The sequence below is a fragment of the Nocardioides sp. 1609 genome, from assembly GCF_004522105.1.
Classification (GTDB): domain Bacteria; phylum Actinomycetota; class Actinomycetes; order Propionibacteriales; family Nocardioidaceae; genus Nocardioides.
The window spans coordinates 146,651-167,635 of the sequence record NZ_SPUJ01000001.1 but is presented as its reverse complement, the minus strand read 5'-3'; the positions used below and the strand labels follow the sequence as shown (position 1 = coordinate 167,635).

Annotated in this window: 22 protein-coding genes and 1 pseudogene; 16 read left to right on the top strand and 7 right to left on the bottom strand. The window is 73.5% G+C overall.

Translation table 11 applies throughout. The annotated features are described in order from the left end of the window. Positions 1 to 17 precede the first annotated feature (17 nt). From E4623_RS00755 to E4623_RS00745, 3 genes are read left to right on the top strand one after another with little or no spacing between them, the layout of a single operon-like run. A complete protein-coding gene (locus E4623_RS00755) occupies positions 18 to 863 on the top strand; it encodes a fumarylacetoacetate hydrolase family protein (protein WP_134764615.1) in 846 nt (281 codons plus the stop codon). Positions 864 to 904: 41 nt separating this feature from the next. After that, a complete protein-coding gene (locus E4623_RS00750) occupies positions 905 to 1,183 on the top strand; it encodes a YciI family protein (protein WP_134764614.1) in 279 nt (92 codons plus the stop codon). Next, positions 1,150 to 2,238: a glycerate kinase gene (locus E4623_RS00745; RefSeq protein ID WP_209020433.1), complete on the top strand. Its 1,089-nt coding sequence runs from the start codon at positions 1,150 to 1,152 to the stop codon at positions 2,236 to 2,238. The genes E4623_RS00750 and E4623_RS00745 overlap by 34 nt, the downstream gene beginning before the upstream one ends. Positions 2,239 to 2,244: 6 nt before the next feature. Here E4623_RS00745 and E4623_RS00740 read toward each other — a convergent pair whose 3' ends face one another. Together E4623_RS00740 and E4623_RS00735 are read right to left on the bottom strand one after the other, a co-directional pair. Next, the gene (locus E4623_RS00740) at positions 2,245 to 3,408 is read right to left on the bottom strand and encodes a benzoate/H(+) symporter BenE family transporter (protein WP_209020495.1); all 1,164 of its coding nucleotides are present in this window, start codon (positions 3,406 to 3,408) and stop codon (positions 2,245 to 2,247) included. A gap of 33 nt (positions 3,409 to 3,441) precedes the next feature. Next, positions 3,442 to 5,217 (bottom strand): biotin carboxylase N-terminal domain-containing protein, encoded by a 1,776-nt coding sequence (locus E4623_RS00735; protein WP_134764612.1) that lies wholly within the window; start codon positions 5,215 to 5,217, stop codon positions 3,442 to 3,444. Between the two features lie 148 nt (positions 5,218 to 5,365). Here E4623_RS00735 and E4623_RS00730 point away from each other — a divergent pair, with 148 nt between their 5' ends. The 5 genes from E4623_RS00730 (at position 5,366) to E4623_RS00710 (ending at position 10,325) form a co-directional block, all read left to right on the top strand. Then, complete coding sequence (locus E4623_RS00730; RefSeq protein ID WP_134764611.1) at positions 5,366 to 6,037, top strand: hypothetical protein; 672 nt, start codon at positions 5,366 to 5,368, stop codon at positions 6,035 to 6,037. Between the two features lie 19 nt (positions 6,038 to 6,056). Then, positions 6,057 to 7,103: a DUF695 domain-containing protein gene (locus E4623_RS00725; protein ID WP_134764610.1), complete on the top strand. Its 1,047-nt coding sequence runs from the start codon at positions 6,057 to 6,059 to the stop codon at positions 7,101 to 7,103. 52 nt (positions 7,104 to 7,155) lie between these two features. Then, on the top strand, positions 7,156 to 8,328 hold the full coding sequence (locus E4623_RS00720; RefSeq protein WP_134764609.1) for an acyl-CoA dehydrogenase family protein: 1,173 nt from the start codon (positions 7,156 to 7,158) through the stop codon (positions 8,326 to 8,328). Between the two features lie 43 nt (positions 8,329 to 8,371). Continuing rightward, a complete protein-coding gene (locus E4623_RS00715) occupies positions 8,372 to 8,842 on the top strand; it encodes a GtrA family protein (RefSeq protein ID WP_167736410.1) in 471 nt (156 codons plus the stop codon). 88 nt (positions 8,843 to 8,930) lie between these two features. Beyond that, positions 8,931 to 10,325, top strand: coding sequence for an OFA family MFS transporter (locus E4623_RS00710; protein WP_134764607.1), 1,395 nt, complete (start codon positions 8,931 to 8,933; stop codon positions 10,323 to 10,325). An 87-nt stretch (positions 10,326 to 10,412) separates the two neighbouring features. Here the strand turns inward: E4623_RS00710 and E4623_RS00705 are convergent, their stop codons facing one another. From E4623_RS00705 to E4623_RS00695, 3 genes are read right to left on the bottom strand one after another with little or no spacing between them, the layout of a single operon-like run. After that, the gene (locus E4623_RS00705) at positions 10,413 to 11,024 is read right to left on the bottom strand and encodes a Maf family protein (protein WP_134764606.1); all 612 of its coding nucleotides are present in this window, start codon (positions 11,022 to 11,024) and stop codon (positions 10,413 to 10,415) included. 11 nt (positions 11,025 to 11,035) lie between these two features. Then, positions 11,036 to 11,287 carry an acyl-CoA carboxylase epsilon subunit gene (locus E4623_RS00700; RefSeq protein ID WP_134764605.1) on the bottom strand — a complete coding sequence of 84 codons (252 nt, stop codon included), beginning with the start codon at positions 11,285 to 11,287 and terminating at the stop codon, positions 11,036 to 11,038. After that, complete coding sequence (locus E4623_RS00695; RefSeq protein ID WP_134765368.1) at positions 11,284 to 12,861, bottom strand: acyl-CoA carboxylase subunit beta; 1,578 nt, start codon at positions 12,859 to 12,861, stop codon at positions 11,284 to 11,286. The genes E4623_RS00700 and E4623_RS00695 overlap by 4 nt, the downstream gene beginning before the upstream one ends. Before the next feature lie 121 nt (positions 12,862 to 12,982). On the opposite strand from E4623_RS00695, the gene E4623_RS00690 reads away from it, so the two are divergent. The 7 genes from E4623_RS00690 to E4623_RS00660 all read left to right on the top strand — a co-directional run bounded on the left by E4623_RS00690 (position 12,983) and on the right by E4623_RS00660 (position 18,554). Next, positions 12,983 to 13,795, top strand: coding sequence for a biotin--[acetyl-CoA-carboxylase] ligase (locus tag E4623_RS00690; protein WP_245154764.1), 813 nt, complete (start codon positions 12,983 to 12,985; stop codon positions 13,793 to 13,795). Positions 13,796 to 13,848: 53 nt separating this feature from the next. Next, entirely contained in the window at positions 13,849 to 14,355 is a 507-nt protein-coding gene (locus tag E4623_RS00685) for a PH domain-containing protein (protein ID WP_134764604.1), read from the top strand. Then, positions 14,352 to 15,386 (top strand): adenylate/guanylate cyclase domain-containing protein, encoded by a 1,035-nt coding sequence (locus E4623_RS00680; RefSeq protein ID WP_280633632.1) that lies wholly within the window; start codon positions 14,352 to 14,354, stop codon positions 15,384 to 15,386. The genes E4623_RS00685 and E4623_RS00680 overlap by 4 nt, the downstream gene beginning before the upstream one ends. 119 nt (positions 15,387 to 15,505) lie before the next feature. Further along, positions 15,506 to 15,823 (top strand): winged helix-turn-helix domain-containing protein, encoded by a 318-nt coding sequence (locus E4623_RS00675; protein ID WP_134764603.1) that lies wholly within the window; start codon positions 15,506 to 15,508, stop codon positions 15,821 to 15,823. Positions 15,824 to 15,852: 29 nt separating this feature from the next. Beyond that, entirely contained in the window at positions 15,853 to 17,028 is a 1,176-nt protein-coding gene (locus tag E4623_RS00670; RefSeq protein WP_134764602.1) for a 5-(carboxyamino)imidazole ribonucleotide synthase, read from the top strand. A gap of 4 nt (positions 17,029 to 17,032) precedes the next feature. Next, positions 17,033 to 17,572 carry a 5-(carboxyamino)imidazole ribonucleotide mutase gene (purE, locus tag E4623_RS00665; protein WP_134764601.1) on the top strand — a complete coding sequence of 180 codons (540 nt, stop codon included), beginning with the start codon at positions 17,033 to 17,035 and terminating at the stop codon, positions 17,570 to 17,572. Then, positions 17,538 to 18,554 (top strand): heparan-alpha-glucosaminide N-acetyltransferase domain-containing protein, encoded by a 1,017-nt coding sequence (locus E4623_RS00660; RefSeq protein ID WP_134764600.1) that lies wholly within the window; start codon positions 17,538 to 17,540, stop codon positions 18,552 to 18,554. The genes purE and E4623_RS00660 overlap by 35 nt, the downstream gene beginning before the upstream one ends. Before the next feature lie 124 nt (positions 18,555 to 18,678). On the opposite strand, the gene E4623_RS22410 is transcribed toward E4623_RS00660, so the two are convergent. After that, complete coding sequence (locus E4623_RS22410) at positions 18,679 to 18,855, bottom strand: hypothetical protein (protein WP_167736409.1); 177 nt, start codon at positions 18,853 to 18,855, stop codon at positions 18,679 to 18,681. Positions 18,856 to 19,124: 269 nt separating this feature from the next. Here E4623_RS22410 and E4623_RS00655 point away from each other — a divergent pair, with 269 nt between their 5' ends. Then, a complete protein-coding gene (locus tag E4623_RS00655) occupies positions 19,125 to 20,225 on the top strand; it encodes an acyltransferase (protein ID WP_167736408.1) in 1,101 nt (366 codons plus the stop codon). Between the two features lie 30 nt (positions 20,226 to 20,255). On the opposite strand, the pseudogene E4623_RS00650 reads toward E4623_RS00655, so the two are convergent. Beyond that, positions 20,256 to 20,965: pseudogene (locus E4623_RS00650) on the bottom strand (response regulator transcription factor). Positions 20,966 to 20,985 lie beyond the last annotated feature (20 nt).

The window sequence follows — 20,985 nt, the reverse complement described above, 5'->3', positions numbered from 1 at the left end:
ACCCAGGAGACGACGACATGGAACTACTGCGACTCGGCCCCCTCGGCGCCGAGATCCCGGCCCTGCGGGTGGCCGACGAGGTCTACGACCTGAGGACCGTCACCGACGACATCGACCCGGGCTTCTTCGCCGCGGACGGTGTGGACCGGGTGCGCGAGGCCCTCGACGCCGGCCGGCTCGACGTGCTCGACGGGGCTGACGGCCTGCGCGTCGGCGTACCGGTCGCCCGGCCGGGGGCGGTGCTGTGCATCGGGCAGAACTACGCCGCGCACGCGGCGGAGTCCGGCAGCGAGCCCCCGCGCGAGCCGATCCTCTTCTTCAAGGCCCGCAGCTGCCTGGTCGGCGCGAACGACGACGTCGTCCTGCCTCCGGCGAGCACCCAGAGCGACTGGGAGGCCGAGCTGGTCGTCGTGATCGGCGCCCGCGCCAGCCGGCTCGACTCCCCGGCGGAGGCCGCCGGCGTGATCGCCGGCTACACCGTGGGCAACGACGTCTCCGAGCGGTCCTGGCAGCTCGGCAAGGACGGGGGCCAGTGGTCCCAGGGCAAGAGCTTCGCGACCTTCGGACCGCTCGGGCCCTCGATCGTGCTCGACCCTGTCGACCACGGCAGCCTCGCCATCCGGTCCTGGGTCAACGGCGAGCCGCGTCAGGACTCCAACACCAAGGACATGATCTTCGGCGTCGACCACCTGGTGTGGTGGCTCTCGCACGTGCTGGTCCTCGAGCCGGGCGACGTGGTCTTCACCGGGACCCCGGAGGGGGTCGCCCTCTCCGGGCGCTACCCCTACCTCCGCGACGGCGACGTCGTCGAGATCTCGATCGACGGCCTGGGCCGTCAGCGTCAGTCGGTCACCGCCGGCTGAACCCCTGTTTCCCCTGTGATCCACCTACGAAAGGAACGACCATGGCCTACTTCGTCCTCACCTACGGCTACCACGACACCCCCCTCCGAGCCGAGCGACGCCCCGACCACATGAGCCACCTCGCCCAGCTCGAGGAGGCCGGTTCCGTCGTCCTCGCCGGGCCGCTGGCGGACCTCACGGGCGGCATCATCGTCTTCTCCGCCGAGGACCTCGAGGCCGCGCAGGCGCTCGTGGACCAGGACCCCTACACCCGGCTGGACGTGACCAAGGACCGCACCCTGCAGGAGTGGAAGATCACCGTCGGCCCGTTCGCAGGCTGATGGGAGCGGCCGCCGGGGCCGAGCGCGGCGTCCGTGTGCTGGTGGCCCCTGACTCGTTCAAGGGCACCCACGGTGCGGACGTCGTGGCCGCCTCGGTGGCCGCCGGGCTGCGTTCCGCCGGCGTCGAGCCGGTGAGCATGCCGTTGGCCGACGGCGGCGAAGGCACGCTCGACGTGCTCCGTGGCGCCTACGGCGGCACGGTGCACGACGTGCAGGTGACCGGCCCCCTCGGGGCGCCGGTCACCGGTCGCTTCCTGGTGTCCGCGGACGGCCGCACGGCGGTGGTCGAGACGGCGTCGGCCAGCGGCATCACCCTCGTCGAGCCGCATCCCCTGGGTGCCTGGAACGCCAGCACCCGCGGCACCGGCGAGCTCGTCGTGGCGGCCGTGGCCGGCGGTGTCGAACGCATCCTGCTCGGCGTCGGTGGGAGCGCCACCACGGACGGAGGGGCCGGGGCGGTCGCGTCGATCCTCGAGCACGGGGGGCTGCGGGGCCGTCGCCTCGAGGTCCTCTGCGACGTGACCAGCCCGTTCGAGCGGGCCGCCGCCGTCTACTCGCCGCAGAAGGGCGCCGACGCGGCGACCGTCGCCCGGCTGGAGGAACGACTCGAGGCCCTGGCACGACGCCTGCCTCGTGACCCGAGAGGCGTGCCGCGCACCGGGTGCGCCGGCGGGCTGTCGGGCGGGCTGTGGGCCGCGCTCGGCGCGGAGCTCCGGCCCGGCATCGAGGTGGTCCTCGATGCTCTCGGGTTCGCCGAGGCAGCCGGTGGCTGTGTCGCCGTCGTCACCGGGGAAGGACGTCTGGACGACCAGACCCGGGAGGGCAAGGTGGTGGCCGGCGTGGTCGAGGCGTGCGGCCGGTCCGGTGGGGACCTGCCGGTCCACGCCGTGGTCGGCCAGACCCGGCTGAGCGACACCGGGTCACGAGCGCTCGGACTGTCCTCGGTCACGGTGGCCTCGACCACCGACGAGCTCGTGGCGGCCGGGCGGCGACTGGGCAGGCGGATCCTCGACGAGCACCGCGCAGCCGTGCCGGGCGCCGGCCGCCACGGCTGAGCGTCGTCAGCGCGAGGTCGGCGGCGAGGCGTTGACCCGCATCACGACCAGGAAGACACCACCGGCCAGGAGCGCCCAGAACGCCGCTCCCACGCCCAGGACCGTCAACCCGGACGCCGCGACGACGAACGTGACGGCGGCCGCCTCGCGGAAGCCCTCGTCGCCCAGGGCGGAGGCGGCCGCCGAGCCGAAGGTGCCGATCAGGGCGAGCCCGGCGACCGTGGCGATGACCCCGGCCGGGGCCACGGCCGACACCGTGGTCACCAGGGCGGTCAGCGGACCCAGCAGCATGTAGGTGACCCCCGTGGAGACGCCGGCCACCCAGCGACGGGCCGGGTCCTCCCCGGCCGTCGGTCCGGCCGAGATGGCCGCGGTGATCGCACCGAGGTTGATGGAGAAGCCGCCGAGCGGCGCGGTGGCCACCGTCGTGACACCGGTGTACCTCAGGGCCGGGGCCAGCGGGGCGCGGTAGCCGAACGAGCCGAGCACCGCGACGCCGGGGATGTTCTGGCTCGTCATCGTCACCAGGTAGAGGGGGACGCCGAGGGCCACCATGGTGGCGAGGTCGAAGGCCGGCGTCGTCCAGGTCAGGGTCGGGGCGAGGTCGCCGGCGGCGACCTCCGAGAGCGACCCGGAGGCCACGATGACGACGATCGCGGTGGCGAACGCGCCGGGCACGGCCCAGCGGCGGGCGACGCGCAGCAGCACGAGCCAGACCAGGAGCACGGGGGCCACGGCGCCCGGCTCGTCGACCACGGCCAGGAACGGCTGGACGCACAGGGTCAGCAGGACGCCGGCGAGCATCGCGTTGGCCAGCGAGGTCGGGATCCGGCGCACCAGGTCGCCCAGCGGCCGGACCAGGCCGGTCGCGAGGTAGAGGAACCCGGCCAGGGCGAAGGCGCCGACGGCGTCGGCGTACCCGCCGTCGGGCACAGTCGCGCCCGCCAGCAGGGCAGCGCCCGGGGTGGACCAGGCGATGGTCACCGGGATCCGGGTGCGCCAGGAGAACAGCAGGCAGCCCAGGCCCATGGTCGTGGTGACGACCAGCAGCCCGGAGGCCGCGTCACCGGGGGAGGCGCCGACCCGGTCCAGTCCGGCGAGGACGACCGCGAAGGAGGAGGTGAAGCCGACGACGGCGGTGATGACGCCGGCGACGACGGCCTGGCCCAGCTGCGGGTCGCGGGAGGAGTGGTGCTTGATGCGTCAGTCCTTGAGCTCGCAGAGGGTCTGGCCGCTGGTGACCGTCGCGCCGACCTCGGCCACCAACCCGGTGACGGTGCCGGCCTTGTGGGCCTTGAGGGGCTGCTCCATCTTCATGGCCTCGATGACGACGATGGTGTCGCCCTCGGCGACCTCCTGGCCGTCGGTGACGACGACCTTGACGATGGTGCCCTGCATCGGGCTGGTGACGGCGTCGCCCGACGCCGCGGCGCCGGCCTTCCTGCCGGCCGCGCGCCTCGGCTTCCCCTGGCCGCCCGCGCCCGCGCCGGAGGCCAGGCCGCCGAGGCCGCCCGGGAGGACGACCTCGAGCCGCCTGCCCCCGACCTCGACGACGACGCTCTGGCGCTCCTGGGCCTCCGCGGGCTCGGCCGTCGCGCCGGCGTACGGGGTGATCTGGTTGTCGAAGTCGGTCTCGATCCACTGCGTGTAGATGCTGAAGCCCTCGCCGTCGCCGATGAAGGCGGGGTCGCGGGTGACCGCGCGGTGGAACGGGATCACCGTCGGCATGCCGTCGACGACGAACTCGTCGAGGGCACGGCGCGAGCGCTCCAGGGCCTGGGTCCGGTCACGCCCGGTGACGACCAGCTTGGCGATCAGGGAGTCGAACGAGCCCGGGATGGTCTCCCCGTTCTCGTAACCGCCGTCGAGCCGGACGCCGGGGCCCTGCGGCGGGCTCCAGGCCGACAGGGTGCCGGGCGCGGGCATGAAGTTGGCACCGCCGTCCTCGGCGTTGATGCGGTACTCGATGGAGTGGCCGGTGACCGTGGGGTCGTCGTAGCCGAGCTCCTCGCCGGCGGCGATGCGGAACATCTCGCGCACCAGGTCGATGCCCGTGACCTCCTCGGAGACGCAGTGCTCGACCTGGAGACGGGTGTTGACCTCGAGGAAGGAGATGGTGCCGTCGGCGGCGACGAGGAACTCGCAGGTGCCGGCGCCGACGTAGGCCGCCTCGCGCAGGATCGCCTTGGACGAGGCGTAGAGCTGGGCGACCTGCTCGTCGGTGAGGAACGGCGCGGGTGCCTCCTCGACGAGCTTCTGGTTGCGGCGCTGCAGCGAGCAGTCGCGGGTCGAGACGACCACGACGTTGCCGTGCTGGTCGGCCAGGCACTGGGTCTCGACGTGGCGCGGCTTGTCGAGGAACTTCTCCACCAGGCACTCGCCGCGGCCGAACGCCGAGACGGCCTCGCGCACCGCGGACTCGTAGGCGTCGGGGATCTCCTCGATCGTGCGGGCGACCTTGAGCCCCCGGCCGCCGCCGCCGAAGACCGCCTTGATCGCGACCGGCAGGCCGTTGGCCTCGGCGAACGCGACGACCTCGTCGGCGTCCTTGACGGCGTCCTTGGTGCCGGGGGCCAGCGGCGCGTTCGCGCGCTCGGCGATGTGCTTGGCCTTGGCCTTGTCGCCGAGCGCCTCGATCGCGGCCGGCGGCGGGCCGATCCAGACCAGCCCGGCGTCGAGGACGGCCTGGGCGAAGGCGGCGTTCTCGGCGAGGAAGCCGTAGCCGGGGTGCACGGAGTCGGCGCCGGACCTCTGGGCCACGGCGATGATCTTGGCGATGTCGAGGTACGACTCGGCGGGGGTCGCGCCACCGAGGGAGTGCGCCTCGTCGGCGAGCCGGACGAACTGGGCGTCGCGGTCGGGGTCGGCGTACACCGCGACGCTGCCGATCCCCGCGTCCTTGCACGCCCGGACGACCCGGACGGCGATCTCGCCACGGTTGGCGATCAGGACCTTCTGCAACGGCTTGACGTCGGGCACGCGTGGCTCCTGTGGTGCGAGGGATCGGGCGGCGGCCGCGGTCGTGTCGCGGGCGCCGCCGGGCACGTTACCGCTCCCGGCCCGGCCCGGAGCGGGTGGGCCGAGGGGCAGACCGCGCGGCGGCGGAGCCCCTGTCTATGCTCGAGACGTGTCCGAGTACCAGCAGGAACGCAAGGGGTTCTGGTACGAGGCGAGCGGCATCGCCACCTCGGAACCCATCGCCCTCGAGACCTGGGCGCGAGCCGCCCACCCGATCCTGGAGGAGGCCGCCGCGTCGTACCACGCGGTGGTGCGGGAGACGGTGCTCGCCGAGCGGCTGCAGGTCGACTCCGGCATCCGCACGACCCGCTCCCACGACCGCTGGCTCACCAAGGTGCTGCTGCCCCTGGTGCACCTGCACGCCCGCGACGGCTACCCGCCGCTGACGGCGCTGGTCGTCGACGCGAACGGACGGGTGGGGGAGCGCTACGACGCCGTCCTCCAGGCCGCCGAGGAGCGTCCGATCACCGAGGCCCTGGCCCGCGAGCAGCACGCCGCGGAGTCCCGGCTCCTCTGCTACCAGTGGGCCGGCTCCGCGCCCGAGGACGGCGGCGTCCCCGACTCCGTCCACCGGACCCCGACGCGCGCGGCCCGCGCCCCCCGCGCCGCGGCAGCACCGCGCACGCCCCGCGCCCCGGGCGAGCCGAAGGCGCCGCGCGCGCCGCGCGAGCCGAAGGTGGTGGCGCCCAAGCGGGTGGCGGTCACCGACCGGCCGGTCAACGTCTGCCCGCGCTGCTTCATGGCGATCCCGGCGACCGGCCTTTGCGACAACTGCGACTGACCACTCCTAGAGTCTCCGCGTGGCTCTCTCCGACAAGCAGCAGGTCCCCGAACCCGATCCCGGCTCCGGCGATCCGACCGACTTCTGGTCGTGGTGGCTCGACGAGGGCGCGGACGCCTGCGAGACGGCCATCGAGAGCCGGTCCTTCGAGGCCGTCAGCGACGAGATCAACACGCGGGTGCACGCCGTGGACCCGCGCCTGGTCTGGGAGCTCGGCCCCGGCCGGGAGGCCCGCCACGTGCTGGTCGTGACGTCCGAGGGCGACGCCGGTGCCCGGGCCGTCGCCCGGCGGTGGCTGCGGGCCGCGCCCGCCGCGACGGCCACCTGGGAGTACGCCGACGCGCGGCAGGCCGAGGTCGACGTCGACGCGATGGTGCTCAAGATCGGCGAGACGGAGGTCGACTTCGCCGCCGTCCGGGTCGTGGCCGAGCGGGTGGGCAACCACGTCGACGTCGTCGTGCACCACCCGGCGATGGCGGCGCTGCCCGAGCAGGCCCGCAACACCGTCGCCTTCCTCGCCCTCGACGCCACCCTGGGGGAGAACGACTGCGAGACCTGGGTGGGCGCGGTCGAGGTCGCGCTGGCGCCACCGGTCGGCGCCACCCTCCTGTCCGCGCTGCGCGACGCCGTCGAGGAGGTCCGGGCCGACTCCGTCGACGAGCACGGGACGCCGGTCTGGGTGCTGCTGCGCGGCGAGGTCGACGGCGCGCCGATCATGGCCGCGGCGCAGGTGCCGCTCGCCGGCAGCTGGGCACCGCACCTCGACACCCACCTCGCGGTGGACGTGCCCTACCGGCGCGCGACCGAGCAGGGGCTGCCCGACCCCGGCACCCTCGAGTCGCTGCGCGCGCTCGAGGACCACCTCGGTGATCGGCTCGGCGACTCCGCGCGGCTGGTCGCGCACGAGACCTCCGCCGGCACCCGGACCCTGCACTTCTACGCCGACTCGACGGCCCCGGCCGCCGCCGTCGTCGAGGCCGCGGTGACCGGCTGGGACCAGGGCGCCGTCACGGTCGCGGCGCAGCCCGACCCGGCCTGGCACGCCGTGCGGCACCTGCGCACCTGACCCGGCCCGCGCCGGTTAACAAACGCTAACCAATCGGGCTACGATCGCGGGCATGACGTTCGAGCTGACCCGTGAGCACGAAGAGTTCCGACGCAGCGTCCGCGAGTTCGCGGAGGCCGAGATCGCGCCGCACGCGGCGCAGTGGGACCGCGACCACCACTTCCCGGTCGACGTGGTGCAGAAGATGGGCCGGCTCGGGCTGTTCGGCCTGACCGCCCCCGAGGAGTACGGCGGCGCCGGCGACGACGGCGACTTCACCAGCCTCTGCGTCGCGATCGAGGAGCTCGGCCGGGTCGACCAGTCGATGGGCATCACGCTCCAGGCGGGCGTCGGCCTCGGCATCAACCCGATCCTCACCTACGGCACCACCGAGCAGAAGGACCGCTGGCTGCCCGCCCTCGTGGCCGGCGACGCGCTGGCCGGCTTCGGGCTCACCGAGCCCGGCGCCGGGTCGGACGCCGGGGCCACGGCCACCCGGGCCGACCTGGTCGGCGACGAGTGGGTCGTCAACGGCGCGAAGCAGTTCATCACCAACTCCGGGTCCGACATCACCAGCCTGGTTACGGTCACCGCCCGCACCGGCACCCGCGACGACGGCCGCCCCGAGATCAGCGCCATCACGGTGCCCAGCGGCACGCCCGGCTTCGTCGCCGAGAAGGCCTACGACAAGCTCGGCTGGCACGCCTCCGACACCCACCCGCTCAGCTTCGACGACTGCCACGTCCCGGCCGACGCGCTGCTCGGCGAGCGCGGCCGCGGCTACGCGCAGTTCCTCGCCACCCTCGACGACGGCCGGGTCGCGATCTCCGCGCTCAGCGTCGGCTGCCTCCAGGCCTGCCTCGACATGGTCGTCCAGTACGCCGGCGAGCGGCAGACCTTCGGCGGACCGATCGGTCGCAAGCAGGGTGTCGCGTTCCAGATCGCCGACCTCGAGGTGATGCTCCAGGCCTCCCGCCTGCTCACCTACAAGGCGGCCGCGCTCAAGGACGCCGGGGCGCCGTACCGGCAGTTCAAGCAGGCCGCCGCCGTCGCCAAGGTCTACTCGACCGAGTCGGCCGTGACCGGCACCCGGATCGCCACCCAGGTCTTCGGCGGCTACGGCTTCATGGAGGAGTACCCCGTCGCCCGGTTCTACCGCGACGCGAAGGTCCTCGAGATCGGTGAGGGCACCTCGGAGGTGCAGCGGATGCTGATCGCCCGCGGACTCGGCCTGCCGGTCGAGTGACGCCTGCGCGGAACCCCGGTCGCCGTCTCCTACGATGGTCGGTGTGACCGACCCCTGGAGACGCCGTCTCGGTGAGGTCGCACGGTTCTTCGTGGTCGCCCAGGCGGCGACCTGGGTCTCCTTCGTGCTGTTCAACGTGCTGCTGCACGGGATGTTCGTCGGCGACGCCCTGCTGGAGGACCAGGCCATCCCGGCCTACGTGCTGGCCAACTGCGTCGGCATGGTCATCAGCTTCCACGGGTCCCGCGGCTGGGTCTTCCCGCACCGGCCCCCGCGACAGGCCGACGGTGGCCTGACGGCGTACGTCGTGATCAACCTGGCCGCGATGGTGCTGCCGGTCGGCTGCCTCTACCTCAGCCGCGAGGTCCTCGGTCTCGACAGCGCCCTGGCCGACAACCTCTCCGCGAACGGCATCGGCCTGGTGCTGGCCTTCGGCGCCCGGTTCCTGCTGTTCAAGCGGTTCGTCTTCCCGCTGCCGGCCGAGTCGACCCCGGACGCCGTCGCCACCCGGTGACCCGCTGCGGCCACGGGGACCCCCGGGGGTGAGGTAGGACGCGGCCGCGGGTGTGAGCGTGGGGCCCGTCCTACTCCGAGGAGGCCCCGTGCTCCCGTCCATCCTGGCTCGCGAGCGCACCGTCGCCGGCCCCGGCTACAGCCGCTGGCTCATCCCGCCCGCGGCCCTCGCCGTCCACCTGTGCATCGGGCAGGTCTACGCCACGAGCGTCTACAAGAACGCGCTGGTGGCCCACTTCGACAGCAGCCTGACCACGATCGGGTTCATCTTCTCGCTGGCCATCGTCATGCTCGGCCTGGCGGCCGGGTTCGGCGGCACGTGGGTCGACCGGAACGGGCCGCGGGCCGCCATGGCGGCCTCCGCGGCGTTCTGGGTCACCGGGTTCCTGGTCGCCGCGCTGGGGATCACGCTCGGGTGGCTCTGGCTCGTCTTCCTCGGCTACGGCGTGATCGGGGGGATCGGGCTCGGCATCGGCTACATCTCGCCGGTGTCGACGCTGATCAAGTGGTTCCCCGACCGGCCCGGGCTGGCCACCGGGATGGCGATCATGGGCTTCGGGGGCGGGGCGCTGATCGCGAGCCCCCTCAGCGGGCGCCTGATGGGCCTCTACGACTCCGGGTACGACGCCTCCGACCCCACCTCGGTCGCCGACGGCCACGCCGTCGCGCTGCTCTTCGTGACGCTCGCGGGCCTCTACCTCGTCTTCATGTCCTTCGGTGCGTTCACGGTGCGCGTCCCCGCCGACGACTGGGTGCCCGAGGGGTGGGACCCCTCCGAGGTGCAGACCAAGAAGCTCGTCACCACGGGCAACGTCTCGGCCGACAACGCGATCCGCACCCCGCAGTTCTGGCTGCTGTGGGTCGTGCTGTTCTGCAACGTCACCGCCGGCATCGGCATCCTCGAGCAGGCGGCGCCGATGATCCAGGACTTCTTCCGCGAGGGCGGGACGTCGAGCGTCAGCGCCGCGGCGGCCGGTGGGTTCGTCGGCCTGCTGTCGATCGCGAACATGTCGGGCCGCTTCGTCTGGTCCTCGACGTCCGACGTCGTCGGCCGCAAGCCGATCTTCCTGCTCTACCTCGGGGTGGGACTGGTGCTCTACATCCTGCTCGCCACCGTCGGGTCGTCGTCGACCGCGCTCTTCGTGCTGCTGGCCGCGGTCATCCTGACGTTCTACGGCGGCGGGTTCGCGACGATCCCGGCCTACCTGCGCGACCTCTTCGGCACCTTCCAGGTCGGCGCCATCCACGGCCGGCTCCTGACGGCCTGGTCGGCGGCGGGCGTGGCCGGCCCGTTCATCGTCAACCGCTTCCTGGACGCCCAGGGTGAGCCGGGAGCGTTGACCGCCGACGCGTACCGCCCGGCCCTGCTCACGATGGTGGCGCTGCTCGCCGTCGGCCTGGTCGCCAACCTGCTGGTCCGTCCGGTCTCGGAGCGGTTCCACGAGAAGTCCCACGAGAAGTCCCACGAGGGGAGCACGGCATGAGGGCCCGCATCGCGGTCGCCTGGGCCCTGGTCGGCGTCCCGCTGGCCTACGGCGTGGTCGAGACGCTCCGGAAGGCCGCGAGCCTGTTCAGCGGCTGAGCCACAGGTCGGTCCAGCGGTGGCCGAGGTCGAGCACGAGGGTGCGCAGCAGCGGCAGCGAGACGCCGACGACGTTGTGGAAGTCGCCCTCGATGCCGGTCACGAACGCGCCGCCGAGGCCGTCGACGGTGAACGCCCCGGCCACGTGGAGCGGCTCGCCGGTCGCGACGTACGCCGCGATCTCGTCGTCGGTGACGTCGGCGAAGTGGACGGTCGTGGCGGCCGTGGCGCCGACGGAGCGTCCGGTCGCGGTGTCGCGCAGCCAGTGACCGGTCCGCAGCACGCCCGAGCGCCCGCGCATCGCGCGCCACCGCGCCACCGCCGTGGCGTCGTCACCGGGCTTGCCGAGTGCCTCGCCGTCGAGGTCGAGGACCGAGTCGCACCCGAGCACCAGGGCTCCGCCGCTCGTCGCCGCGACGTCGTCGAGGTCGGCGACGGCGTCGCACTTCAGGCGCGCCAGCCCGAGAGCCAGGTCGGCCGGGGCGAGGTCGACCAGCTGCGACTCGTCGACGCCGGACACCACGACGGTGGGCTCGATCCCCGCCGAGCGCAGGGTCGCGAGGCGGGCGGGGGAGGCGGAGGCGAGGACGAGGTGCGGCACGGTTCCCGCCGTCAGCAGGGCAGGGCGCTGCCGCGCCACCCGCCGGGGCCGTGGGGGAGGGTGCGCCGCACCTGGCGGTGCGGGCTGCCCCACTCGGGACGACGGCGCGGCGCCGGCGCCTCGTCGCCACCGAGCGCGGCGAGGACCGCGACGACCGCCGCGACCTCCTCCGGCGTGGCGTCGGGGTTGACGATGCGGAGCACCGGCGCGGTTTGGGCGGCGCGGTCCGGCTGCTCGGGGGGTGTCTCGCCGACCCCGCTCACAACGGGATGTTCCCGTGCTTCTTGGCCGGCAGCGTCTCCCGCTTGGAGCGCAGCAGGCGCAGCGCGCGGACGACCTCCAGGCGCGTCTCGTGCGGGTGGATGACGGCGTCGACGTAGCCGCGCTCGGCCGCGATGTAGGGGTTGGCGAGCGTGGTCTCGTACTCGTCGATCAGCTCGGCGCGCTTCGCCTCGACGTCACCGCCGTCCTTCTCGATCTTGGCCAGGGTCTTGCGGTGCACGATGTTGGCGGCGCCCTGCGCCCCCATGACGGCGATCTGCGCGGTCGGCCAGGCGACGTTCATGTCGGCGCCGAGGTGCTTGGAGCCCATCACGTCGTAGGCGCCGCCGTAGGCCTTGCGGGTGATCACGGTGATGAGCGGGACCGTGGCCTCGGCGTAGGCGTAGATGAGCTTCGCGCCACGGCGGATGATGCCGTTCCACTCCTGGTCGGTGCCGGGCAGGAAGCCGGGCACGTCGACGAAGGTCAGCACCGGGACGTTGAAGGCGTCGCAGAACCGCACGAACCGCGCGGCCTTCTCGGAGGCGTCGATGTCGAGGCACCCGGCGAGCTGCAGGGGCTGGTTGGCCACGACGCCGACCGAGCGACCCTCCACGCGGCCGAAGCCGACGAGGATGTTGGGGGCGAACAGCTCCTGGACCTCCAGGAAGTCCTCGTCGTCGAGCACGGCGGTGATGACGTCGTGCATGTCGTAGGGCTGGTTGGCGCCGTCGGGGATCAGGGTGTCCAGGGCGCGGTCACCGTCGGTGACCTCCATGTCGGGGACCTCGTCGTGCTCCGGCGCCGGGTCGAGGTTGTTCTGCGGGAGGTAGGACAGCAGCGCCTTGACGTACTCGAGGGCGTCCTCCTCGTCGCTGGCCATGTAGTGGGCGTTGCCCGACTTGGTGTTGTGGGTGCGGGCGCCGCCGAGGTCCTCCATCGTGACGTCCTCGCCGGTGACGGTCTTGATGACGTCGGGTCCGGTGATGAACATCGCGGAGGTCTGGTCGACCATGACCGTGAAGTCGGTGACCGCGGGGGAGTAGACGTGGCCGCCGGCGCAGTTGCCCATGATGAGGCTGATCTGGGGGATGACGCCCGAGGCGTGCACGTTGCGGCGGAAGATCTCGCCGTACAGGCCCAGGGAGACGACGCCCTCCTGGATGCGGGCGCCGGCACCCTCGTTGATGCCGATGATCGGGCAGCCGGTCTTCATCGCCAGGTCCATGACCTTGGTGATCTTCTCGCCGTAGACCTCGCCGAGCGAACCGCCGAAGACGGTGAAGTCCTGGCTGAAGACACAGACCTGGCGGCCGTCGATCGTGCCGTAGCCGGTGACCACGCCGTCGCCGTAGGGGCGGTTCATCTCGAGCCCGAACGCCGTGGAGCGGTGCCGCGCGAGCTCGTCGAGCTCGACGAAGGAGCCCTCGTCGAAGAGCATCGCGATCCGCTCGCGGGCGGTCTGGCGGCCCTTGGCGTGCTGCTTCTCGATCGCCTTCTCGGAGCCTGCGTGCACGGCCTCGTCGAGGCGCCGCTCGAGGTCGACGAGCTTGCCCGCCGTCGTGTGGAGGTCGATTCCCGACCCGGCGTCGGGGACGTCGGTGCCCTCTCCCGGCTGTGCGCTCACGGCTCTCCTCACCTCACCCCGTCTGGCGGGCTGCTTGGACTTGGCGGATCGGTACGACAGGCTAGACCCCGTGACCACGGACTCGACGGAGCGCCCACCACTCGACAAGGCCCGCCTGACGAGCGAGCACCCGGAGCTGATGCCCGACCTCGCCGTCGAGGTCGTCGACGTCCTGGAGTCCACGAACGCGGTCGCCGCCGCCCGCGCGCAGGAGGGGGCGCCCGACGGTCTGGTGATCGTCGCCGACCACCAGAGCGCCGGTCGGGGCCGCCTCGACCGCACGTGGGAGACGCCCCCGGGCACCGCGGTCACCTTCTCGGTGCTGCTGCGGCCCGACGCCCCCACCCGGTCGTGGCCGTGGCTGCCGCTGCTCACCGGCTACGCCGTCGACAAGGCCCTCAAGTCCAACGGTCTCGAGGCCGGGGTGAAGTGGCCCAACGACGTCCTGGTGGGCGAGAAGAAGGTCGCCGGCATCCTGGTCGAGCGGCTCGAGACGCCGTCCGGTCCGGCCGCGGTCGTCGGCGTGGGCATCAACGTCGGCCTGCGCTCCGACGAGCTGCCCGTCCCGACGGCGACGTCGATCGAGATCGAGCTCGGCCGCCCCGTCGACCGCACGGACGTCCTGGTCGAGGTGCTCAACGCGATCCGCGAGGCCGTCGACGCCTGGGAGCTCGGGGGCGACCTCAACGGCATGCGCCTGCGGGAGTCCTACGCCGCCGCCTGCGTGACGGTGGGACGCGACGTCCGCGTCGAGCTCCCCGACGGCTCCGTCCTCGAGGGGCGCGCGGTCGAGATCGACCCGACCGGGCAGCTCGTCGTCGAGCACGACGGTGCGCGCACGCCGGTCGCGGCGGGTGACGTCGTGCACGTGCGGACCGCCTGAACGCGCCCCAGCGCCTCTCTCCACCTCGGCCGGATCAGTGCAATGATCCGTGCGTGGTCATCTCCTCGAAGCTGTTGAACCCGGGTGAAGAGATCGTGGTCAGCACCCGCACCCACGCCAAGGCGCTGCTGCTGCCGCTGCTGACCCTGGTGGTGCTGCTCGCCCTCGGTGTCCTGGCCCAGAGCCTCGTCGACCAGGACACCGTCACCCTGGTGATCTGGGTCGTCCTCGCGCTGCTCGTGGTGTGGCGCGTGCTGTGGCCGTTCCTGGAGTGGCTCACCGCGTCGTACACGATCACCAACCGTCGGCTGATCACCCGCCACGGCGTGATCACCCGCCGCGGCCACGACATCCCGCTGGGCCGGATCAGCGACGTCGCCTACGAGCGCGACCTCATCGACCGGATGCTGGGCTGCGGCACGCTCGTCATCAGCGACGCCAGCACCAACGGCCAGGTGCTGATCTACGACATCCCGCGGGTCGAGGACACGCAGCGGCGGCTCAACCACCTGCTGCACGGCCTCCACGGCGGCGAGACCCGGACGCACGAGGGGCACTGATCAGCACCCCCGACCGGCCCGACGACGACCGTCCCGCAGCAGCGGCGACGTCGGCCGAGCGCACCTGGAGCGACCCGGGCCAGATCGTCCGCGCGATCCTGCGCGAGGACCCGATCTACTCCGCCTCCGAGGTCGCCGACGAGTCGGGCATCTCGCTCGACCAGGCCCGCCGGCTGTGGCGGGCCCTCGGCTTCCCCGAGGCCGACGGCAACGCCGTCTACACCGCGTCGGACGCCGGCGCGCTGCGGGCCCTGGGCACCTCGATCGAGTCCGGCCTCCTCGACTTCGACCTCGCGGTGGCGATCACCCGGGCGCTCGGGCAGACGATGGCCCGGCTCGCGGACTGGGAGGTCGGTGCGCTGACCCACCGGGTCGACGAGATGCACCACGCCGGGCCGGCGCCCGGTGACCGCGTCGACACCGCCCTGCGGATGCTCGACGACCTCAGCGACGGCTTCGAGTCGCTGATGGTCTACGCCTGGCGCCGCCACCTGGCTGCGGCGGTCTCGCGGATCATGGCCCTCGACCCCGACGACGACCTCAACACCACCGAGCTGACCGTGGGCTTCGCCGACATCGTCAGCTTCACCGCGTTGAGCAACGACCTGTCCCGGCAGCGGATCGGCGACCTGGTCGAGCTGTTCGAGTCGCGGTGCGCCGACGTCGTCGCGGGCCAGCGCGGCCGGGTGATCAAGAGCATCGGCGACTCGGTGCTCTTCGTCAACGACGACCCCATCCGGGCCTACGACACCGCCGAGGGGATCATCAACGTGATCGGCCGCGACAGCCGGATGCCCGACGTCCGGCTCGGCCTGGCCACCGGGGGCGTGGTGATGCGGCTGGGCGACGTGTTCGGCCCGCCGGTCAACATGGCCGCCCGGCTCACCGCTGTGGCCCGGCGCAACCGGATCATCGTCGACGCCGCGATGGCCGCGCTGCTGCCGGCCGACCAGTTCGAGACCCGGCGGCTGCCGGCCCGGCCGGTGCGCGGCTTCGGGCTCGTGGAGCCGGTCGCCGTCCGCCGGCACTGACCGACGTCCGGCACCGGACGCCGGCCGGGAGGTCGCCGGGCCAGCAGCTGGTCTAGATGAATTGGTGAAATACCGTCGCAACCCGTGTCGGGGGGTCCCGGGGTTCCTACCGTGGTCGGGTGCACGAGTACCAAGGGGTCCGCGTGGATCCCGAGGTGCGCGGGGTCTGGCTGCAGGGCGAGCCCCTCGCGCTCTCCCGCAAGGAGTTCGACCTCCTGCTCGCCCTGATCTCGCGGGCCGGCCAGATCGTCACGCGCGAGGAGCTGATGCGCGACGTGTGGCAGACGACGTTCTGGACGTCGTCCAAGACGATCGACGTGCACCTCGGCTGGTTGCGCCGCAAGCTGGGCGACGACAGCCGCCACCCGCGCCTGATCACCACCGTGCGCGGTCGGGGGCTGCGGTTCGAGACCGAGGCTCCCGTCCCGGCGGAGTGACCGGGGCCCGGTGCCCCTAGGGTTGGGGGGTGCCTGGGTCCGCTCCTCTCGTCGCGGTCATCGGTGGCGGTCAGCTCGCCCGGATGATGGCCGAGCCCGCCGCCGCGCTCGGCATCCCGCTGCGCCTGCTCGCCGAGGCCCCGGGTGTCTCCGCGGCCCAGGTGATCGTCGACCAGCAGGTCGGCGACCACACCGACCTCGCCGACCTCCGCTCGGTCACCGCCGGCGCCGCCGTGGTGACCTTCGACCACGAGCACGTGCCCACCGCCCACCTCCGCGCCCTCGCGACCGACGGCGTCGCCGTCCGGCCCGGCCCCGACGCCCTCGTGCACGCCCAGGACAAGGGCGTCATGCGCGAGCGGCTCGGCGCGCTCGGCGTGCCCTGCCCGCGCCACGCGATCGTCGCCTCGGTCGCCGACGTCGAGGCGTTCGGCTTCCCGTGCGTGCTCAAGACCACCCGCGGCGGCTACGACGGCAAGGGCGTCTGGGTGGTCCGGTCGGCCGACGACGTCGCCCGTCCGCTCGCGACGGCCGAGGCGAACGGCGTCCGGCTGCTCGCCGAGGAGCTCGTCGACTTCCGTCGCGAGCTGTCCGCGCTCGTCGTCCGCGCGCCGAGCGGCCAGGCGGCGGCGTACCCCGTCGTCGAGTCGGTGCAGCGCGACGGCGTCTGCCACGAGGTGGTCGCCCCGGCGCCCGGCCTCGACCCCGCGCTGGCGACCTACGCCCAGGAGGTGGCGCTGCGGGTGGCCGGCGAGCTCGACGTCACCGGCGTCCTCGCGGTGGAGCTGTTCGAGGCGTCCGACGGGCGGATCCTGGTCAACGAGCTGGCGATGCGGCCGCACAACACCGGCCACTGGACCCAGGACGGCGCGGTGACCTCCCAGTTCGAGAACCACCTGCGCGCGGTGCTCGACCTGCCCCTCGGCTCGCCCGCGCCGCGCGAGCGGTGGACGGTGATGGTCAACATCCTGGGCCGACCCGAGGACGCCGACGGCGCCGGTCAGCCGGGACGCCTCTACGACGGCTACCCGCACGCGATGGCCCGCGACCCGCGGCTGCGCGTGCACCTCTACGGCAAGGACCTGCGCCCCGGGCGCAAGGTCGGCCACGTCAACGCCTACGGCGACGACCTCGACGACTGCCTGGAGCGGGCGCGGCACGCCGCCGCCTGGTTCCGTGGCGACCTGGGCAACGAGAGCGAGTGAGCAGATGAGCCAGCAGACCGGCGTGCCGACCGGCGGTCCCCGCGTCGGGATCGTGATGGGGTCCGACTCCGACTGGCCGGTGATGAAGCTCGCCGCGCTGGCGCTGGAGGAGTTCGACGTCGCCCACGAGGCCGACGTGGTCTCGGCCCACCGGATGCCGGAGGAGATGCTGGCCTACGGCAAGGAGGCCGCCGGTCGCGGGCTGTCGGTGATCATCGCCGGCGCCGGGGGAGCCGCCCACCTGCCGGGCATGCTCGCCTCGGTCACCCCGCTGCCGGTGATCGGCGTCCCGGTGCCGCTGAGCAACCTCGACGGCCTCGACTCGCTGCTCTCGATCGTCCAGATGCCGGCCGGCGTGCCGGTCGCGACCGTCGCCGTCGGCGGCGCCCGCAACGCCGGGCTGCTCGCCGTCCGGATCCTGGCGGCGTCCGACCCGGCCCTGCGCGAGCGGATGGTGGCCTTCCAGGCCGACCTGAAGCGGTCCGCGCAGGAGAAGGGTGCGGTCGTGCGTGGGGAGAGCGGTGGCCGGCGCCTCGGCTTCTAGCTCGTCGCGCCCGACCGCGCGGCTCGTCGGGATCGACGTCGCCCGCTGCCTGGCGCTGCTGGGCATGGTGGCCACGCACGTCCTCGACGCACGCACCTCCGCCGGTGACCTGACCTGGTCGCAGTGGCTGGCCGGCGGCCGCGCGTCGGCGCTCTTCGCGGTGCTCGCCGGCGTCTCGCTGGCGCTCGTCTCGGGTCGGCGGACGCCGTTCGCGGGCCGCCGGCGGGTCCGGTCGAGCCTGGCGATCGTCGTCCGGGCGGTGCTGGTCGGTCTGGTCGGGCTGCTGCTGGGGGAGCTCGACACCGGCCTCGCGGTGATCCTCACCTACTACGCGGTGCTCTTCGTGCTCGCCCTGCCCTTCCTCGGGCTGCGGGCCAGGCCCCTCCTGGCCCTGGCGGCCGGCTGGGCGGTCGCCGTCCCCGTCGTCAGCCACCTGGTGCGGCCGGTCCTGCCGGACCGCGGCACCGCGAGCCCGGCCCTCGACCAGCTGGCCGAGCCCGGACGCCTGCTGTCCGAGCTGCTGCTCACCGGCTACTACCCGGCCGTGCCGTGGCTGGCCTACCTGCTGCTCGGCCTCGCCCTGGGCCGCCTCGACCTCGGGTCGACCCGGGTCGCCGCGCGGCTGGTGGCGGTCGGCCTCGCGGTCGCGGCCGGCGCGACCCTCGTCTCGGGACTGCTGACCCGCGACCGGTTCGGCGCCGCCGAGCTCGACCGGATCGCCTCCGGGATGTACGGCCAGACCCCGACCGACGACGGCTGGCGTTGGCTCCTCGTCGTCGCGCCGCACTCGACGACGCCGTTCGACCTCCTGCAGACCGGCGGGAGCGCCGTGGTCGTGGTCGGTCTCTGCCTGCTGCTGGTCGCGGCCGTGTCGGCCCTGGCCGAGCCGGGGGAGCGGGCGGTGCAGGTGCTGTGCGGGGCCGGGACGATGACGCTGACGCTCTACAGCCTGCACGTCGTCATGCGCACCGACGTCGTCTGACCCGCCGAGGAGCCGGACAGCTTCGTCTGGCACGTGCTGGTGCTGCTGTGGATCGGCGCGCTGTACGCCGCCCTCGACCGCTCCGGACCGCTCGAGCGGGTCGTCGCGACGGCGTCGCGACGGATCAGCGGCGGCGGCGGCGGTCGCGAACGACGCCGAGCACCATGACCACGACACCCAGGGCGATCCAGCCGTGGCCGGTCTGCCCGACGACCGTGATGGCCAGGCCGACGACGGCCAGGCACGCCAGGATGACGCCGATCTCGATCGTCTTCTCGTCCCGCTCGGCCTGGCTGCGCACGGAGCTAGTATGGGCAGGTAACGGCGCCGACGCGATCCCGGTGGGCGGTCGGGGTCTTCCCCGATGTGGTCGCGACCCGGCTCGTCCTGGCGTCGGAGCACGACTCGGGGCCGTCGGTTCCTCTGGTGGGCGGCTGCCCCGGGCGGGCTCGTGGGGGGCGCTGCTGCTCCTCGGGCTGCGCAGGCCCCGGCGGGACGTCGTACCAGGGGGTGGTGCCGCGGTACCTGCGGACGATCCGGTGCCCGCCCCCGCGCCGCGACGATCATCGGGTGCCTGAGAGCTCCCTCCCGCCAGACCCGCGACCAGACCCGCGACCCGACCCGCGACCCGACCCGCGGCCGGCCCGCCAGCAGTGGGCCGACGTCGCCAAGGGCGTCTGCATCGTGCTCGTCGTGCTGTGGCACGTGACCCGCAAGGACTACCTCGCCCTCCCGTGGGACGTGGGCGTGCCGGTCACCGGCGCCTGGGGCCGGGCCTCCGAGCTCCTGCTGCCCGTGCGGATGCCGCTGTTCTTCCTGATCTCGGGGCTCTTCGCGGCCCGCCAGGTCGAGCGGCCGTGGCCGGAGGTGTGGCGGCGCCGGGTCGCGCCGCTGGCGTACCTCTTCGTGCTCTGGACGCTGGTGCACACCCTCGTCCTGCAGGCCACGCCCGGTTTCGACACCGCGATCGCCGACGGTCCTCGCGCGCTGCTCGTGCAGCTGACCGTGACGCCGGGAAACCTCTGGTACCTCCTCGCCCTGGCCCTGTACGTCGCCGTGGCGCGCGCGACCCGGTCCGCGCCGCACTGGGCGCTGGCGGGCGCCCTCGTGCTCAGCGCGGTGGCGAGCGCCGGCCTGGTGCCCACGCCGGGCAACCGGGCCGGCCTGCTCGTCAACCTCGTCTGGTTCCTGCTCGGCGCGCGCGCCGCGCGCCTGCCCGCCGTGGGGCGGCTCTCGCGCGCCCGTCCGTGGGTGGTCGCCGGCGTGGTCGCGGCGTTCGCCGTGGCGGCCGGGCTGTGGCAGGCGCTGGACGCCGACGCCTGGTTCGGCGTCCGGCCCCTGCTCGGGCTGCTCGGCATCCTCGCCGGCGTCGCCGCGGCCGGTGTCCTCGCCCGCACCCCGGTCGGCCCGGCCGTGGCCGCCCTCGGCCGGCGCACCCTGCCGATCTACGTGCTGCACCTACCGCTCGTGGCGCTGGTGCACGCCACCTCGGGCCGCGTCGTGACCGACGGCGTCGCGCGGTCGCTACCGCTCGCCGCGCTCTACCCGGTGCTCGTCACCGCCGCGGTGGTCCTGGTCTGCCTCGCCCTGCAGCGGCTGCTGGAGGCGGTCGGGGCGCGGTGGCTGTTCGCCGCGCCGTGGGTCGGCCTGAGTCGGCGTGAGTCGGCCTGAGTCGGCGGGTCAGCGCCCTCGGTGGGTCGGTCAGCGCTCGACGAGCCCGTGCTCGTGGGCGTAGACGACGATCTGGACGCGGTCGCGCAGGCCGAGCTTGCGCAGGATCGCTCCCACGTGGGTCTTCACGGTCGACTCGGAGGCGAACACCAGGCCGCCCACCTCGGCGTTGGAGAGTCCGCGGGCGACGGCGCCGAAGACCTCCCGCTCCTTGTCGGTGACCGTCGCCGGCGAGATCGAGGCGCAGGTCTGAGGTCGAGGTAGGCCGCCGGGGTCGGCGTCGGGGGCGTGAAGCTGCCCGCGAGCAGCGAGGTCAGGTCGCCGGGGGCCAGCACGGCGTTGCCGGTGTGGACGGTGCGGATGGCGTCGGCCAGCATCGGCGGCGTGGTGTCCTTGAGCAGGAAGCCGCTGGCGCCGTGCCGGATCGCGGTCGCCGCCCGGTCGTCGAGGTTGAACGTCGTCAGCACGACCACCCGCACCGGCCGGGCCCCGCCCGCGGCGCGGCGCGCCACCCGGTCGGGCGCGAAGATCTGCCGGGTCGCCTCGACGCCGTCCATCTCGGGCATCCGGACGTCCATCAGCACGACGTCCGGGGCGAGCTCGTCGACGAGCCGGACGGCCTCGAGCCCGTCGCCGGCGGTGCCGACGACACCCATGCCGTCCTGGGCGTCGACGATCACCCGCACGCCCTCGCGGAACAGCTCCTGGTCGTCGACGAGGAGCACCCGGATGTCGGTCATGGCCCCATCATCCCGGGTCG

What these genes read in the sequence shown, in the direction of transcription:
- E4623_RS00755 (WP_134764615.1), top strand. Translation starts at nt 18, where the DNA reads ATGGAACTACTGCGACTCGGCCCCCTCGGCGCCGAGATCCCGGCCCTG.
- E4623_RS00750 (WP_134764614.1), top strand. Translation starts at nt 905, where the DNA reads ATGGCCTACTTCGTCCTCACCTACGGCTACCACGACACCCCCCTCCGA.
- E4623_RS00720 (WP_134764609.1), top strand. Translation starts at nt 7,156, where the DNA reads ATGACGTTCGAGCTGACCCGTGAGCACGAAGAGTTCCGACGCAGCGTC.
- purE (WP_134764601.1), top strand. Translation starts at nt 17,033, where the DNA reads ATGAGCCAGCAGACCGGCGTGCCGACCGGCGGTCCCCGCGTCGGGATC.